We start from the raw sequence: 16205 nt of genomic DNA on the forward strand, positions 1-16205 counted from the left end.
TGCGGGACTGCACGAATACCCTTATTGAGAGCGAGTGATACCTATGTCCGACGAGAACACCCCTCTGCCCGACAGCAGCGTTCCGGTCGAGCCGGAGCCGACTCCGGTGCCGGCTCCAACGCCGGTGGCGCACGTGGCGGTGACTGCCGCCGAGAAGCCGGGTAGGACGCGTTCGGGCGCGGTCTGGTGGGGAGTCATCCTCATCGTGGGCGGCCTGGCGCTGCTGGCGAGCCAGCTCGTGCCCCAGTTCCAGCTCTGGCGGTTCTGGCCGCTCATCATCATCGCGTTCGGCATCAGGGCGATGTTCGGCACCTCCGGCACGCCCTGGTCGGTCAAGGCGCTCACCGAGGGTCTGTCCACCGTGGCAGTGGGCCTCATCTTCCTCGGCCAGATGCTCGGCTACCTGGCGTGGGACGTGTGGCTCAACATCTTGCGGCTGTGGCCGCTGCTGCTCGTGGCGCTCGGTCTCGAGATCGCGGGCAAGGGCCTCAAGAGCGAGTGGGTCCGCGCGCTTGGCAACGTGGTCGTGATCGGCGGTCTCGCCTACGGCGCACTCGTGATGACCTCCACCGGCGGCGGCTGGCCCGTTGTATTCATGCCGATGGGTGAGTCCGAGCCGTTCGAGTTCTCCGCCGAGGCGGAGTCGGGCGTGGAGGATGGCACGGCGCGCATCGAGGGCGGCGTGGGCGAACTCACGGTCTCTGCGGGCACGGCGCTTGCCACTGCCGAGGGCCGCTCGCCGTTCGATCCTGAGTTCGACGTGATGAGTGGATCGCGGTCGGCGGACGTGAGGATCGGCCTCGGCTCGCACAGCTGGGGTCCAGCCAATAGCAACACCGGACTCGACGTTACGCTCTCCGAGGACGTTGTCTGGGACCTCGAAGTCTCAGCCGGAGTAACCGAGTACGACCTCGATCTGAGCGAACTCGTCCTGAGCGCGCTCGCGCTCGACGCCGGGGTATCGGACGGCACGGTCACACTCGGCGAATCCGACGCGGGGGATGCGGACGAGGCCATTCCCGTCGAGATCGAGTCCGGCGTGTCTGCCTTGCGCATCCGCGTGCCCGAGGGCGACAGCGTGCGGGTCACGGTGCAGGAGGGACTGACGGGCGTTGACATGCGGGGTGACTGGGACCGAATAGAAGACGAAGATCCGAAGGTCTACGAGAGCGATCGCTTCGACGATGGCGGCGCGTACTGGGACATCGAGATCCAGGCCGGCATCGGCGGCATCACCGTCGAGTACTACTAGGAGGTAGCGGACGTGACTGACCAGAATCATCCCGCAGGCAATGGCGACCAGGACTCCACCGGGTGGGTCATCCTCGGGGGCGTGCTCATCGCAGCCGGGCTCTTCCTCGGCGCTCGCACGCTCGGCATCCTGCCGTGGCCGTTCGTCGAGTTCTGGGGTCTCGCTGTGAAGGCGCGCTACGGGATCGGCATTGTGGTCGTCGGAATCCTGCTCATCGTCTGGGCCCAGTCGGGTCACCGCTTCACGGCCCCGGTTCGCGGCACCAAGCTCTATCGTTCGCGCGAGGGCAAGTGGCTTGCCGGTGTGCTCGGCGGGCTCGCCGAGTACTTCCAGGTCGACGTGACGTGGCTGCGACTCGCATTCATCGCACTCGTGGTGCTCTTCGACATGGGTGCCCTCGTGGCTGCCTACATCATCATGGCGATCGTGGTTCCCCAGGAGCCCGAGGTGCCACAGGGCGTCGTGACGGCCGCACCCGCGCCCGTAGTCGCGCCAGCGCCTCAGCCGCCGTTCGAGCCCGCTCCACCTGTGGCAGACAACGCGGCTCCCGCGGCCCCGGAGCAGTTCGCGGCTCCCGCTCCGCCGGTGGAGGCTCCTGCCGGTGAAGATGCGGGGCCCGACCACCCAGCAGGCATCACGCACGCATGACGACACCCGGGTCGAGTGCTTCCGGCACTCCGGCACCCGCCACGGCGCCGGGTGATGTCGTCGACGCGCACGTCCACCTGTTCTCGGTTCCGCTCTTCCGGGAACTCATCGAGCGCGAGCCGAAGGTACCCGCACGCTGGCGCAAGGCGCTTGAAGACGGGAAGTGGGGACGGCGCAACGAGACCCTGCCGGATCTCGACGCGCGAGAGATGGCCGAGTGGTACGGTGCGCGTCTTGACGACGCGGGCATCGCCAAGGCGGTCGTGGTCTCGGTGTGGCCCGACTCGCAGTACACGCGCGACTTCATCGCAGCTTCGGCCGGCAAGGTCTCGGCGCTCTGCAACATCGATCCGCGCTCGCCTGACGCGCCCGCGCTGCTCGAGCGCGAGATGGCGGCCGGCTTCAAGGGCGTGAAGCTCTACCCGGTGAACCGGTGCTTCCACCTGTCGGACCCCGCGTGCCGACCGTTCTTCGAGAAGGCAGCCGAGCTTGGCGCCTCGATCATCATCCACTACGGGGTGACGGTCGATCCCTCCGGAGACCTGCGGTATGCGGACCCGACCGATCTCTCGCCGGTGGCGCGCGACTACCCGGACATGCCGTTCGTGATCGCTCACTTCGGGGCGGGCTACCTGCACGAGGCGCTGCGCCTGGGCTACCAGTGCAAGAACGTGTGCCTCGACAGCTCGGGCACGAACAACTGGATGGACTACGACCCGCACGGATACACGCTCGCGCAGGTGTTCGATCGCGCGCTCACCGCCTTCGGGCCCGAACGGGTGCTCTTCGGCACCGACTCGGGCACGACGGCCCCGTACCGGAAGTGGATCGCGTTCCAGCAGCGTCGCACGCTCGAGGAGCTGGGGCTCTCGGATCACGATCGCGACCTCGTCCTGCGCGCCAATGCCGTGCGCATCTTCCGCCTGGACGAGTAGGGGCGAGGCATGAGCTGGGGCAAGCACAACGAGGAACGCGAGTACGACGAGCTCGTGAACTGGGAGGCCCGGCTCGCACGCGAGGGGCCGTTCTTCCAGCGGCTGTTCGCCGAGCATGAGGTGCACTCGGTGGCCGATGTGGGCGCCGGCACCGCGCGCCACTCGATCCTGTATCGCTCGTGGGGACTCGACGTGTGGGCGATCGACCCAAGCGCCGACATGCTCGAGCTCGCGCGCGAGAACGTGGCGCGGCTCGGCAGCGACGTGCCTGTGGTCGAAGGCGGTTTCGGCGACGTGGCCCGCATCGTGGGACGGCCGGTCGATGCCGTCACGTGCACGGGCAACGCGCTTCCGCACGTGCGCTCGCTCGAGGGGCTTCGCGAAGCGCTCGCCGATATTGCGGCTGCGCTGCGCCCCGGCGGCGTGCTCGTGCTGCACTACCTCAATCACGACCGGTTCATCGCACAGCGCATCCGCACGATGTCGCCGGTCTTCCGCGAGACGCCGGCAGGCGACAAGTTCTTCCTGCGCCTGCTCGGCTACACGCCAACGGGCGACGGCATCCTCTTCGACTTCGTCACGCTCGTGCGCGACGCGAGCGTGCGCGAGACACCGCATACGATCGAGAGCTGGCCCAAGACGCTCGAGGACGATCCGAGCGGCGGCTGGAGTCTGCGCTCGCGGCGCTCGCTCCACTTCGCGCTGCCGGTCGCGCTCATCACCGCCGAGTTGGAGCGCGCGGGCTTCGGCGGCGTGCGGATCCTCGGCGACCACGAGGGGCGTGAGGCCGACCTCGAGAACGACGAGAGCCTCATCGTCGTGGCGTTTCGCGGCTAGAGCAGCGGCAGCCTAGGTCCCGGGCGCGCACACCTTCGGCCCGAGCAGGCAGTGCCTGCCGAGTGCTGCGTCGCACGCGATCACCGGGACGGTGAGACCCGGCGGCACGATGCCGGCCCGGCCGGACGCCAACTCGGCGTACACGTGACACAGCGGCATGCCTGCGACGTTGTTGAAGCACTGGTCGTCAGCCACGCTCGCCAGGTGATGCTCGATGTTGTAGGCGCCGGCACATCCCAGGACCTCGTCGCCGCCGAGCCAGGCGTCGACCGTCTCGGCAGGAAGCGACCGCATCGCGACCGGCGTCACGACCGCGAACGTGTCCGGCGTCGTGGTGCCTGCCGGGAGAATCGCCACACCGGTGACGACGTCGTGCGTGCCGCCCGACAGCTCGGCGAGCATCCGGCGGGCGTCGTCGCGATCGCGCGGCTTGCCGAGCACGCGGCCCCCGTGCACCACGATCGTGTCGAAGGCGAGCACCGTTTCGGCTGCTCCGTCGGCCTGCACCGCGGTCGCCTTCTCCGCGGCCAGTGCGCACGCAAGGTCGGCGGAGTCGAGCGGGGGGGTGAGGTCCTCGGCGGTGTCGGCTGCCGCGAGTCGAACCGGCACGCCGAGCCAACTCACGAGCCGTCGGCGGCGCGGAGACGCGGATGCCAGCACGAGGGAGGGGGTATCCATGCGGGCGATGATAGCATCGTGCTCGGGTAGGCTGCATAATCGAGGGCGACGAACACCCACCCGGGAGTGACGCGATGCGGGACATGGCACGGGAACCGGAGCACGCACCCGAAGCGGTCGAACGCTTCGTGAAGCAGCTCCTGGTCGCTCACCGCGCCTGTCGGCTGTACCCGGCCAGCAGCGAGATTCCCATGTCCAGCGCCGGCGAATGCCTGGGCATTCTGCGCGGACTGCTCCGCGAGCAACCCGAGCTCCGCTTCCAGGTGACGAAGGAAGGGCTGCTCTACAACGCGCTGCCCGTCCTGCCGGGACTGAAGTCATTCGAGTCGTTCGCGCGTGAGTTCTACCATCGGAACATCGCCGAGGTGCGCTTTCACTCGGGCGTCACGCCGCGGGAGATCGTCGACTTCCTGCGCGCGCTTCAGGAGGCTCCGGATGCCATAACGGTCGCCGGTGGCTTCGAACAACGGCTGTGGGACCTCCAGGTCGACGGGATCACGGCTCGCATGGTCTCCACAAAGATCGTCGATGCCGAGCTCGAGGACGAATCGCAGGCTCCCGTGCCCGGTGAGGACTGGCCGCCCACGCGCGAGCGCATCGACGAGCTCGTTGACGCCGCGTACGGGGCACGGCCCCGCGATCAGCGGATGCTCGTGCGCTTCGTGCAGAACCCGAAGCTGGTCTCCCGCTATCTGAGCGAGCTTGCCTCCGAGGGCCGGGGCGGCCGGCCGCTCGTGAACCTCATCGCCGGCAAAGTCGTCTCGCTCGCGCACGCGGCGATGGCCGAACTCTCCGAGGACCAGCCCGAGCTCTTCCGTTCGATCGCCGAGAGTCTGCTGTCGCTCGATCCCGACGTGCGCCGCAACGTGCTTGTTGAGCGGCTCCTGCCGGAATCCCGTCTGGACGAGGGCGCGGCGGCGGTGATCCGCCAGTTCGAGCTCGGCGAGCTGTGCAAGGCGCTGGTCGAAGGCCTCGGCCCCGACCCGGTCTCCCGGGATGGGCTCGCCCGCGCGATCCGGAACCTCGCCGTGATCAGCCTGAGCCCGCGCGAGACGGTCATCGAGGCTATGGCCTCGGCGATGCGCGAATCCGGTATGGACGAGGACGCGGTGAGCGGCGTGCTGCAGGGTGCCGCGCCGACGCAGATCAAGGTCCGCAGCACGGATGCGCGCGGCGAGGGCATCGAGAGCATCCTTCGCCTGGTGGACCTCGCTCCGATCGCGCCCGAGGCGATGGACAGCGGCGTGGCGGGCCTGCGTGCCGAGGTCGCCGACGGCGTCACCGACGGCGACATCCTCGTGAGCATCATCACGCTCGTGACCATCGAGCGGCGGGCAGAGATGTTCGCCTCGCTCATGAGCGTCGTCGAAGATGGGCTCGGCCTGCTGCTGGAATGGGGCGAGTACGGCGACGCCGTGATCGCGGCGACCGCGCTTTCCGCGCTCCGAACCGACGACACGCTCGACCCCGCACAACAGGACAGGGCCCGGCAGGCGCTTGCGGACATGGCCTCGCCGCGCTACATGCGCGATGTGGCAACTGCGGTCCGCGTCCACCCTGCCGGTACACCGGAGCACGACGAATGCCGTCGGCTCATCGCAATCCTCGGCGACGTCGCCATCGCGCCGCTGCTCGAAGTGCTCGCCGACGAGCCCGACATGGCGGCGCGCAAAGCGCTCGTCGACATGATCTCGGCGATGGCGCCACGCCACATCGCCGATCTCGGCGGCCGAATCTCCGACTCCCGCTGGTACTTCGTCCGCAACGTGGTCGGGATCCTCGGCTCCACGCGCGATCCGGCCGCGCTCCAGCACCTCAACCGAACGCTGCGACACAGCGACGCTCGCGTGCGCCGCGAGACGATCCGCGCGGTCGCGTCGATCCGGGACGTGCTCGCCGAGCAGATGCTGGCGGCCGCCCTCACCGACGACGACCCGCAGAACGTCGGGCTCGCGGCTCGCTACCTCGGCAACCTGGGCTCGAAGCTTGCAGTCCCCGCGCTGGGGGCCGTCGCTCGCGGCGAGGGCAAGGGCAACCGTGACCCCGCGACGCGCATCGAGGCGATCGAGGCGCTCGGCAGGCTTGCGACTCCTGAAGCCGAAGCGGCCGTCCTCGACGTGGGGCACTCGCGCGCCATCCTGCGCAGCGGGCGTATCCGTGAGATCCAGGCCGCTGCAGAGGGTGCGCTGGCGAACATCAGGCGCGCCCGTCGTGAAGGGGGTGCGTGATGGCCGATGACGATCGCCTGATCGTGCCAGAGCCGCCCCGCGAGGAGGCGAGGGCGCCCCAGAGCGACCTGGATGCCGCGGCCGGCGTGACCCCGTCGGGCGTCGAGAAGATCCGCGCCGAGGTCACGGATGCGGCTTCCGGGGTGCGCACCTTCTCGGCTAGGCAGACGCAGCGCGCACGCGACCTGCTCGCGAGGATGTACGGACTGCGGCGTGCCCACCGGCTGTACCCCCTCGAGCATCCCGCCGTCGCCGAGGCCGCGCGCGAACTGTTCGAGGTCATCTCGGCCTATCACGGCGAGGGAGTCGACGTGCCGCTCACCTTCTTCGAGGAGGAGGTCCTGCTCGGCGAGCAGGTGCTGGCCGAGGACAGCGTCCTGTTCGACCAGCTGATCCGCGACATGACCGCCATCGGCGCCGGCAGTGTGACGTTCTTGCGCGGGCTGGGCATCGACGAGGTCGTGCGCTTCGCGGGCGTCATCGGCAAGCGCTACGACGAGGTGGCCGAGCTGCCCGAAGGCCTTGCGACGCTGCTCCAAGCATCGCCGCTCCCGAATATCGTCATCAGCGCCGTGAACGTCGTGCGCGACGATGTGACGATCGTCGACGAGGACTCGGAACAGGCCGCGAAGTTCGCGTACACGAGCGCCCTCGACCTGCTCCGTGAGCTCGAGCGTCTCATCCGCGTGAACCAGTCGTTCAGCGCCGGTCACGTGAAGGGTGCCGTCCGAAGCCTCGTGGACAACGTGCTCCGCAACCGCTACGCGATGCTCGAGCTCTCCGGGTTGAAGAGCTTCGACGAGTACACCTTCTACCACTCGATCAACGTGGCGATCCTGTCGCTGGCGCTCGGCAGCACGCTCACCCGCGACTACCGGTTCCTGTCCTCACTCGGCGTGGGCGCCCTGCTGCACGACATCGGCAAGATGTCCGTGCCGATCGAGACGCTGAACAAGACGACACCGCTTACGAGCGAGGAGTGGGCCGAGCTGCGCGAGCATCCGGTGCGGGGCGCCGAGATCGCCACCCTCACCAACGGCGTCGACCGCGCCTCGACGGTGTGCATCCTCGAGCACCACATGCGGTACGACCTCGCGGGCTATCCGGCACGCAGCTTCGAGCACATGCAACACGTGACGAGCCGGATCGTTTCGGTCGCGGACGCGTACGACGCGATGACCTCGCAGCGCCCCTACAGCGCGCCTCGCATGCAAGACGAGGCGATGGGCATCATCGTCAAGAACGCCGGGACCGCGCTCGATCCCACCCTCGTGCGGCTGTTCGTGGACACCCTCGGCTACTTCCCGCCGCGCTCCGTGGTGCTCCTCAGCACCGGCGAGACGGCGATCGTGGTGAGTCCGAGCCCGTCCGAGCCCGCCAAGCCGGTGGTTCGGATCATCGCCGACAGCGAGGGGCGGATCACCGGGGCTCACGACCTCGATCTCAGCGACGCCTCTGAGGCGGGAGGACGCACGGTCGTGCGTTGCCTGGATCCCACCGGCATGAACGTCGACGTCGCCGACTTCCTGTGATCCGCGCCATAACGCGCGGGCGTGGGTAGGTACACCTTCGACGCACCACCCTCAGCAGGAGGCCCCATGAACGAGAACCGTGCCCGCGTCCGCCCGACCACCGTCATCGCGATCGGCATCGCTGTGCTGCTCATGGCATCGGGATTCATCGCCGAGTTCTACACCGATGTGCTGTGGTACCAGGAACTCGGCCAGGCGGGCGTGTTCTGGCGCACGTTCGGCTGGGAGTGGGCGAGCGGCGCAGTGGCAGCCGTGCTCTTCTTCGCGTTGCTGTATGTGAATCTGCGGATCGCCCGCTCGATGACGCCGACCACGGTCTTCCGGATCGACGGCGGTCCGTCGGCCCAGCTCGAGGAGGCACTGCAGCGTCTCCGGGAGTGGATCGGGAGTGTGGGCGGCACGGCCGTGCTCGTCGTGAGCGCTGTGGCCGCTCTGATATCCGGCGCGGCGATAGCCCAGGAGTGGCAGACGATCGCGCTCGCGTTCACGGGCGGTTCCTTCGGCGCGACCGACGCGCAGTTCGGCCGGGACCTCGGCTTCTACTTCTTCACGCTTCCGGCGCTGCGCATGGCCGAGCAGTGGCTGTTCGGTACGCTCATCTTCACGTTGCTCGCCACGGCGGTCGTCCACACGCTCAACGGTTCGATACGTCCGTGGGACCGCTGGCGCGGGTTCGATCCGCACGTGAAGGCGCACCTCTCGGTCATCGGCGGGCTGATCGTCGTGACGCAGGCGTTCGGCTACTGGCTCGACATCTTCGAGCTCAACTACTCGCCGCGTGGACAGGTGGTAGGGGCCTCGTACACCGATGTGCACGCCCAACTGCCGGCGTACACGATCCTGATCGTCATCGCGCTGCTGTGCGGTATCGCGCTCATCGTGAACATCCGCTTCCGGGGTTGGAAGCTGCCCGCCATCGCCCTCGGCACATGGGTGGCAGCCGCCGTGCTCGTGGGCGCCGTGTATCCGGCACTCGTGCAGCAGTTCCGCGTCTCCCCGAACGAGGTGGAGGCCGAATCGCCCTACATCGAGCGCAACATCGCCGCCACGCGGGCCGGCTACGGCCTCGACGAGATCGACGTACGCGCATTTCCTGCCGAGGAGAGCCTGCTCGCCTCGGATCTCGCCGCCAACGACCGGACTATCCAGAACGTGCGGTTGTGGGATCCGGCCATCGTGGTCCAGACGTACCGCCAGTTGCAGGGGATCCGCCCGTACTACGACTTCACCGACGTGGACATCGACCGCTACACGATCGACGGCGTCCGGCAGCAGGTCCTCGTCTCAGCGCGTGAGCTCGACGTCACGCGGCTCGCGGATCAGGCGCAGACCTGGGTCAACCAGCATCTCGTGTACACGCACGGCTACGGCCTCGTGGTGAGCCCCGTGAACGAGGCAAGCGGCCAGGGCTATCCGCGGTTCATCGTGAAGGACATCCCGCCCACCTCGGACACCGACCTCACGATCGAGCAGCCGGCACTGTACTTCGGCGAGGACACGACCAACTACGTGATCGCCGATACGGACCTGGCCGAGTTCGATTATCCGGTCGGTGACTCCAACGCGGAGACGACCTACACGGGCAGCGGGGGCGTGGAGATCGGCAGCGCACTGCGGCGCACAGCGTTCGCGCTCCGGTTCTCGGCGCCGCAGATCCTGTTCAGCAGCTACATCCGCTCGGACAGCAAAGTGCTGTACCGGCGTAGTATCGACGAGCGCGTCGAGGCGCTGGCGCCGTGGCTGTACACCGACTCGGACCCGTACCCTGTGATCGCAGACGGCCGCGTGGTGTGGGTGATCGACGGCTACACGGTCTCGGACCGGTATCCGTACTCGGAGCGCTACAGCGCCATCAATTACATCCGGAACTCGGTCAAGGTCACCGTCGACGCCTACGACGGAACCACGACCTTCTACGCCTTCGACCCCGACGACCCGCTCCTCGCCGCGTGGAGCGAGGTCTTCCCCGGGCTGCTCACGAGCGCAGATGAGATGCCTGCCGAGATCGCGGCCCACCTCCGCTACCCGTCCGACCTGTTCATGATGCAGGCCGAGGTGTACAAGACCTACCACATGCTCGACCCCAAGGTCTTCTACAACAAGGAGGATCAGTGGGCGCTGCCGGGTGAGGGTACCGAGGGCACCGGCGCGGCGATGGAGCCCTTCTACGTGCTCATGGAGCTTCCCGAGGAGTCGGTCGAGGACTTCATGCTCATGATTCCGTTCACACCGCGCACGAAGGCGAACATGATCGGCTGGATGGCGGCCAAGTCGGACCCCGACAGCTACGGCGAGCGTGTCGTGTACACCTTCCCCAAGCAGCGTCTGGTGCTCGGCCCCGAGCAAGTCGAGGCGCGTGTGAACCAGGATCCGCTCATCTCCCAGCAACTCACGCTCTGGAGTCAGCGGGGAAGCAGCGTGATCTTTGGGAACCTGCTCGTGATCCCGATGAACGAATCGATCGTCTACATCCAACCGCTGTACCTTCAGTCCGAGCAGACCTCCATGCCGCAACTCACGCGGGTGATCGTGGCCTTCGGTGATGAGGTGGCGATGGAACCCGACCTGCCGGCGGCACTCCTCGCTGTGTTCGGCGCTGTCTCCGAGACCCCGATCGACGGTGCTGCTGCGGCCGATGTGGAGACCGCCAAGGACCTCTACGACAAGGCAGTCGAGGCGCAGCGCAGCGGTGACTGGGAGGCGTACGGCCGTTACATCGACGAGCTCGGCGAGGTCCTGGGAGAGCTCGCGGGGACGGCTGAGACCGACGCCGGGACGCCCGCACCGTAGGCGCCGGCGACTGTCTGAGGTTTCCATGTCCGCCCGAAATGTGCTAAGGTTCGCTCTCGTTGGCTGGAAAGAGGAGTCTTGCGCGGCGTGTGCGGGCTGGCCGAAGGGCTGCCACACGGGACCGGCGACGCGCAGCTCACCGGCACGAGACGAAGCGGTCGACCGCGCTAAGACGTGCGGCGCCCGGTAAGGATCACGGTCCACACCACGAACAGCACAAGCGCGTGCTTGAGTGGCTCAAGGCGGTCTCATCGAGATCCCGATGGCCAGAGCGCGGCGACATGCTTCCTTCCCCACCCCCCTCACTGTGTCGTCGTATGCCCTGCGACCGCCTGTCCTGTAACCGTACATGGAGGACAGTGTGAAGGTAGAGAGTACCCTTGGTTCCGGTTCGCGGACGGCGCTGACCGTCCTCACAGGCATCGTTGTGGTAATCGCGATGCTGGCCGGAGCCGGCTTCGTCCCGGTATCCGAAGCGCTGGCAACGGTCCATGCGCCCGGTAGAACCGGAGAGGATTCATCGGAGGCGCTGACGCTGCCTCTCGCCGATGGGCAGAAATCCGCTGACAGCATCCGACAGCCGTCGGACCTGGGTGTCGTGGACGCTCAACTGGCCGGCACCCGTACCCCCACGACCGTGAGGCGCGTTACGCGCACGGCCGCCGCACCGACAGGCTCGGCCCCGGCCGCAGCGCCGGTCAGCGGTGACGGTTGGAGGAGCGCGAAGGTGTCCTGGTACGGCCCCGGCTTCATCGGCAACACCATGGCAGGTGGCGGCACGCTCGAGTGGGGCAGCATGGTCGTGGCCCACAAGAGCCTTCCGTTCGGCACGATGATCGAGTTCGAGTACAACGGCCGCACGTGCGTCGCCGTGGTCCAGGACCGCGGCCCCTACGCGGGCGGCAGGACGTTCGACCTCGGGCCGGGAACGGCAGCAGCGCTCGGCTTCTCGGGCGTAGGCACCGTGCAGTACCGCATCCTCTAGACGAAGCAGCTCCACGTTCACCGTGCGGCGCCTCGCGGGAGTACCCGGGGCGCCGCTTCTCGTCTCGGGGGGCGCACGTCGCGCGCTTTGGGGTATCTTCGACTGTGGCATGCATGCGATCGAGGAGGACGCTATGGCCGAGACCGGTCAGGAGCCCCAAGGGCCCGGAACGGGCATCGAAGGCATCATCGACGCGGTGGCCGATCTGCTCCAAACGGCGGTCGACTGGCTGCGTCAGGAAGCCGCTGCGGTGGTGCGGGAGAAAGTCGTTCTGCCCATCCAGCGTCTCGGGCTCACGCTGGCATCGGCGGCCGCGGCGGCTGCGTTGTTGGTGTTGGGCCTTGCCTTCCTCGCGGTCGCAGCCTTCCTGGTGCTCGCCGAGTGGGTCGGCTACCCCGGGGCGCTCGCCATCATCGGCGGGTTGTACGTGCTCGTCTCCGTCGTGTTCCTCGTGATCAAAGTGAGGTCGATGCAGAAGTGACCGAAACCCTCGCCACCACCCCCGCCATCACGGTCGACGATCTCAAGCACAAGGCGATCCACATCAAGGACATGACCGAGGCGGAGGTCCGTCTCGTCGCCGACGAGCGAATGACCCAGATGGTGGTCATCGGCGTGGTCGCCGTGCTGGCGGCCGTGTCGCTCGCATACTACCTGGGGGCACGCCGCCGCTAGGCGGCATCGGACGGACGTTCGGGAGGCTGCATGCGCGTGCACAGTGTCACCGTGTGTCCCGACCGGGTCGACGTCATCGTGCGTGTCGACGCCCCGGAGGTGCTTCGGACTTCACAGTCGGCGGCCGTGGCCGAGCGAGCGCTCCGCATGCTGCCGGGTCTGGCCGACCATCGGTGTCACAACGATGACGACCTGACGTTCGCCGACGAGCTCGCCGACACCGAGGTACCGCACCTGTTCGAGCACGTGGTGCTCGAGCTCATGGCCGAGGCCGGCTCGCCCCGGAGTCTCAAAGGCGAGACCGAGTGGGACTTCAAGCGCGACGGGCGCGGGGTCTTCCGCGTGTCGCTCGAGTACGACGACGACCTCGTCTGTCTCGGGGCGATCAAGAGCGCGGGCACCCTCATGACGTACGTGCTCGAGGGCGGCGACCCGCCTGATGTACAGGCCGAGACCGGGCGTCTGGCCGGGCTCCGTGGATGGCCAGCCGGCGCTGCCTCGTGACCCTGCCGTCGGCTGCAGCGCGTTGACCGGCTGCGAACGGCGGTGCTAAGGTTGCCTGCAACCCCGCCAGCGGCGGGGGCCACAGCGCAGTGGACGTGAGGGAAGAGGGCATCATCGGCCCGGCCACCCCTCCTCTAGGTCCTCCGCCAGTCCCGCTCCTGCGAGCGGGGGGAAGCGGACGGCATCGGGCCGTTACCCCGGACACGAGGTCCGGCGAGCGCACTCGAGCGTCGGACGAAGACAGGTGGTACCGCGACGACCCTCGCCCTGTCGGCAGGGTCGTTCTCTGTTGTCCGGGAGCGTGACCAAGCGCCAGAGGAGCAGCGATGGGTACCGCACGAGTGGTGTTCGACCGATGGAGCGGCCGCTACAGCAAACGCATGGCGGACGTGCGCTCGAGCGCCGTTCGCGACCTGTTCGCAGCAGCCACCCGCCCCGACATGATCTCCTTCTCGGGCGGCATGCCCGAGATCCGCCGCGTTCCCATCGACTCGGTCATCGCCGCCACCACGGCCGCGCTGCGCCACTCGGGCACCGAGGCGCTGCAGTACGGCTCCTCGGAGGGCCGGGTACAGATCCGAGACGTCGTGGTGGGCCTCATGGGCGAGGTGGGCGTGCGCGTGAAGCACGACGACCTCGTCATCACGGCGGGCGCGCAGCAGGCACTCGACTTGCTTGCGAAGATCTTCATCGACCCGGGCGACACGATCATCACCGAAGGTCCCACGTACCTCGGCGCGCTGCAGGCGTTTTCGGCATACCAGCCAAACATCGTGTGCATCCCAATGGATGCCGAGGGCATGCGCACCGACCTGCTCGCCGCTGAGCTCGAGCGCCTCGGACCGCGCGGCGCCAAGTTCATCTACACGATCCCGAACTTCCAGAATCCGGCGGGCGTCACGCTCGCTCCTTCGCGCCGGCGCGAACTGCTCGACCTTGCGCGCCAGTACGACATCCCGGTGATCGAGGACGATCCGTACGGGCGGCTCCGGTTCGAGGGCGGACACGCGCTGCCGCTGCGCGCGCTTGACGACGACATCATCTACCTCGGCACGTTCTCGAAGATCTTCGCGCCGGGACTGCGTCTCGGCTGGGTCATCGCGCCGAGGCCGATCCTCGCGAAGTTCCTGCTCGCCAAGCAGGCGGCCGACCTCTGCGGCAGCGCGTTCACGCAGACCTGCGCGGAGCGCTACTTTGCCGACACACGCTGGCGCAAGGTGCTGCAGGACCTCACGCACGCGTACACAGAGCGCCGCGACGCGATGATCGCCTCGCTCGAAGAGCACTTCCCGGCCGAGGCGAAGTGGACGGTCCCCGAGGGCGGCTTCTTCGTGTGGGTCGAGATGCCGTCGTTCCTCGATCTCAAGTCCGTGCTCGCCGAGGCGGTCGAGCGCGGCGTCACGTACGTGCCGGGCGACGCCTTCTTCCCCGACGGGCGCGGGCGCAACTGCATGCGCCTCGCGTTTTGCTACGTGGAGCCCGAGAGGATACGCGAGGGCATCGCGCGCCTCGCCGAGGTGCTGGAAGACCGTTTGGAACTCTACCGTGCGTTCGCGGCGGCAGGCGTGCTGCCGACGGCCGCTGTCGATGAGAGGGGCTGAGGGCATGAAGGAGAAGATCGCGGTGCTCATGGGCGGGCAGTCGCTCGAGCGTGAGGTCTCGCTCGTGAGCGGACAGCGCGTGTGCGACGCGCTCGAGGCCGAGGGCTACAAGGTTCTTGCTCTCGACGTGACGCCGGAACTCGTGACCACGCTCCGCAGCGAGAAGCCGGACGCTGTCTACATCGCGCTCCACGGCAAGTACGGCGAGGACGGCACGGTGCAGGAGCTGCTCGAGTTTCTCGGCATCCCGTACACCGGCCCGGGTGTCGTAGCCTCCACGCTCGCCTGGGACAAGTCGCTCAGCAAGCGGCTGTTCCGGATCGAGGGCGTGCCCACGCCGGCGTGGGTGGCGTTCACCGCCGACGCCTTCAAGCAGATGGGCGCTGCCACGGCGCTCGACCTCGTGCCGGACGCCGTGGGGGGCTTCCCGGTCGTCGTGAAGCCGTCGAAGCAGGGTTCCGCACTCGGCCTCACGAAGGTCGAGACTGCCGAGGCGCTGCCCGAGGCGCTGCTCACCGCACTCTCCTTCGGCGACACGGCGATTGTGGAGAAGTGGATCGACGGGCGCGAGCTCGCCGTCTCCGTGCTCGACGGGCCGGACGCTCCGCGCGTGCTGCCTCCGGTCGAAATGGTGCCGGTCTCGGGACTGTTCGACTTCTCGGCGATGTACACGCCGGGCGAGACCGAGTACTACGTGCCCGCACGGCTCTCCGAGACCGAGATGGCCGAGGTCGTGGCGCTCGCCGCCCGGGTGCACCAGCTGCTCGGGTGCCGGCATGTGAGCCGCGTGGACATGGTACTCGGTGCCGACGGTGTCCCCTACGTTCTCGAAGCGAACACGTCACCGGGCATGACCGAGATGTCGCTTCTGCCCATGGCAGCGGCGGCCGTCGGCATCGACTTCCAGGAGTTGGTAGGACTTCTGGTACGCTCTGTACGACACGAAGGCGCGTGATGGGTACATACACCAATGCCGTCAGGCGCCCGTAATGTAACCGCACGATCCCGGAGGTGGCTTCATCATGTATGACTATCGCAGGGGAGAGAGCATCCTTGGCGCGTTCCTTCTCGGTGGAATCGTAGGTGCCGCACTCGGTCTGCTGTTCTCACCGCGGTCCGGACGCGATAACCGCGAGTTCGTCGCAGCCAAGGCCCAGGAGTACTGGGGTGAGGGCAAGGAGTTCTACGAGACGTCTCGAGCCAAGGTCGTTGACGAGACCGAGGAGATCCGCGCCAAGATCGACGCGGCGCGCGATCGGCTGAAGGACCAGGTCGACTCCGTCTCACAGCAGGCCAAGGAGAAGGTTCACGAGATCGCACCGCAGGCGAAGGACGCCGTCGCCAAGGCCGGCACGTCGGTGAAGACCGGCGTCGAAACGGTCGAGGGCAAGGCACAGGGTGTGCTCGACAAGCTGGCCGAGAAGACCGCTCCGGGAGTGGAACCAATCGCCGATCTGGCGGCTCCCGAGGCGCCTTTCGCCGAGTAACGCGCTGCTCGCGCTATCATGAGGGGCCGGTCGCTCCGCGCGACCGGTCCCTT

The 16205-nt window shown here is 67.8% G+C and carries 15 protein-coding genes; 14 read left to right on the plus strand and 1 reads right to left on the minus strand.

All coding sequences use genetic code 11. From position 1 onward, the window contains the following. The first annotated feature begins 43 nt into the window (after window positions 1-43). Genes Q7W51_01255 through Q7W51_01270 form a run of 4 tightly spaced genes read left to right on the plus strand, consistent with a single transcriptional unit; the run spans window position 44 to window position 3672 of the window. Window positions 44-1252 (plus strand): DUF5668 domain-containing protein, encoded by a 1209-nt coding sequence (locus Q7W51_01255; protein ID MDO8847003.1) that lies wholly within the window; start codon window positions 44-46, stop codon window positions 1250-1252. Between the two features lie 12 nt (window positions 1253-1264). After that, window positions 1265-1900: a PspC domain-containing protein gene (locus tag Q7W51_01260; GenBank protein ID MDO8847004.1), complete on the plus strand. Its 636-nt coding sequence runs from the start codon at window positions 1265-1267 to the stop codon at window positions 1898-1900. Next, window positions 1897-2835 (plus strand): amidohydrolase family protein, encoded by a 939-nt coding sequence (locus Q7W51_01265; GenBank protein MDO8847005.1) that lies wholly within the window; start codon window positions 1897-1899, stop codon window positions 2833-2835. The genes Q7W51_01260 and Q7W51_01265 overlap by 4 nt, the downstream gene beginning before the upstream one ends. Window positions 2836-2844: 9 nt before the next feature. After that, on the plus strand, window positions 2845-3672 hold the full coding sequence (locus Q7W51_01270; protein MDO8847006.1) for a class I SAM-dependent methyltransferase: 828 nt from the start codon (window positions 2845-2847) through the stop codon (window positions 3670-3672). Window positions 3673-3684: 12 nt separating this feature from the next. Here the strand turns inward: Q7W51_01270 and Q7W51_01275 are convergent, their stop codons facing one another. Continuing rightward, window positions 3685-4350: a Maf family protein gene (locus Q7W51_01275; GenBank protein MDO8847007.1), complete on the minus strand. Its 666-nt coding sequence runs from the start codon at window positions 4348-4350 to the stop codon at window positions 3685-3687. A gap of 74 nt (window positions 4351-4424) precedes the next feature. Between Q7W51_01275 and Q7W51_01280 the strand changes: the two genes are divergently transcribed. The 10 genes from Q7W51_01280 to Q7W51_01325 all read left to right on the plus strand — a co-directional run bounded on the left by Q7W51_01280 (window position 4425) and on the right by Q7W51_01325 (window position 16152). Further along, entirely contained in the window at window positions 4425-6578 is a 2154-nt protein-coding gene (locus Q7W51_01280) for a HEAT repeat domain-containing protein (protein MDO8847008.1), read from the plus strand. Next, a complete protein-coding gene (locus tag Q7W51_01285; GenBank protein ID MDO8847009.1) occupies window positions 6578-8110 on the plus strand; it encodes an HD domain-containing protein in 1533 nt (510 codons plus the stop codon). The genes Q7W51_01280 and Q7W51_01285 overlap by 1 nt, the downstream gene beginning before the upstream one ends. 66 nt (window positions 8111-8176) lie before the next feature. Then, window positions 8177-10900: a UPF0182 family protein gene (locus tag Q7W51_01290; GenBank protein MDO8847010.1), complete on the plus strand. Its 2724-nt coding sequence runs from the start codon at window positions 8177-8179 to the stop codon at window positions 10898-10900. 361 nt (window positions 10901-11261) lie between these two features. Next, window positions 11262-11885 carry a septal ring lytic transglycosylase RlpA family protein gene (locus Q7W51_01295; protein ID MDO8847011.1) on the plus strand — a complete coding sequence of 208 codons (624 nt, stop codon included), beginning with the start codon at window positions 11262-11264 and terminating at the stop codon, window positions 11883-11885. Window positions 11886-12018: 133 nt separating this feature from the next. After that, the gene (locus Q7W51_01300; protein MDO8847012.1) at window positions 12019-12366 is read left to right on the plus strand and encodes a hypothetical protein; all 348 of its coding nucleotides are present in this window, start codon (window positions 12019-12021) and stop codon (window positions 12364-12366) included. Continuing rightward, window positions 12363-12560 (plus strand): hypothetical protein, encoded by a 198-nt coding sequence (locus tag Q7W51_01305; GenBank protein ID MDO8847013.1) that lies wholly within the window; start codon window positions 12363-12365, stop codon window positions 12558-12560. The genes Q7W51_01300 and Q7W51_01305 overlap by 4 nt, the downstream gene beginning before the upstream one ends. Before the next feature lie 30 nt (window positions 12561-12590). Further along, window positions 12591-13064 (plus strand): hypothetical protein, encoded by a 474-nt coding sequence (locus Q7W51_01310; protein ID MDO8847014.1) that lies wholly within the window; start codon window positions 12591-12593, stop codon window positions 13062-13064. 326 nt (window positions 13065-13390) lie between these two features. Beyond that, window positions 13391-14665, plus strand: a complete 1275-nt coding sequence (locus Q7W51_01315) for a PLP-dependent aminotransferase family protein (GenBank protein ID MDO8847015.1) — start codon at window positions 13391-13393, stop codon at window positions 14663-14665. 4 nt (window positions 14666-14669) lie between these two features. Continuing rightward, window positions 14670-15620: a D-alanine--D-alanine ligase gene (locus Q7W51_01320; GenBank protein ID MDO8847016.1), complete on the plus strand. Its 951-nt coding sequence runs from the start codon at window positions 14670-14672 to the stop codon at window positions 15618-15620. Window positions 15621-15687: 67 nt separating this feature from the next. Beyond that, the gene (locus Q7W51_01325) at window positions 15688-16152 is read left to right on the plus strand and encodes a YtxH domain-containing protein (GenBank protein ID MDO8847017.1); all 465 of its coding nucleotides are present in this window, start codon (window positions 15688-15690) and stop codon (window positions 16150-16152) included. The last annotated feature ends 53 nt before the right edge of the window (window positions 16153-16205 follow it).

Source organism: Coriobacteriia bacterium (assembly GCA_030652115.1).
In the GTDB taxonomy this organism is placed as follows: domain Bacteria; phylum Actinomycetota; class Coriobacteriia; order Anaerosomatales; family Anaerosomataceae; genus UBA6100.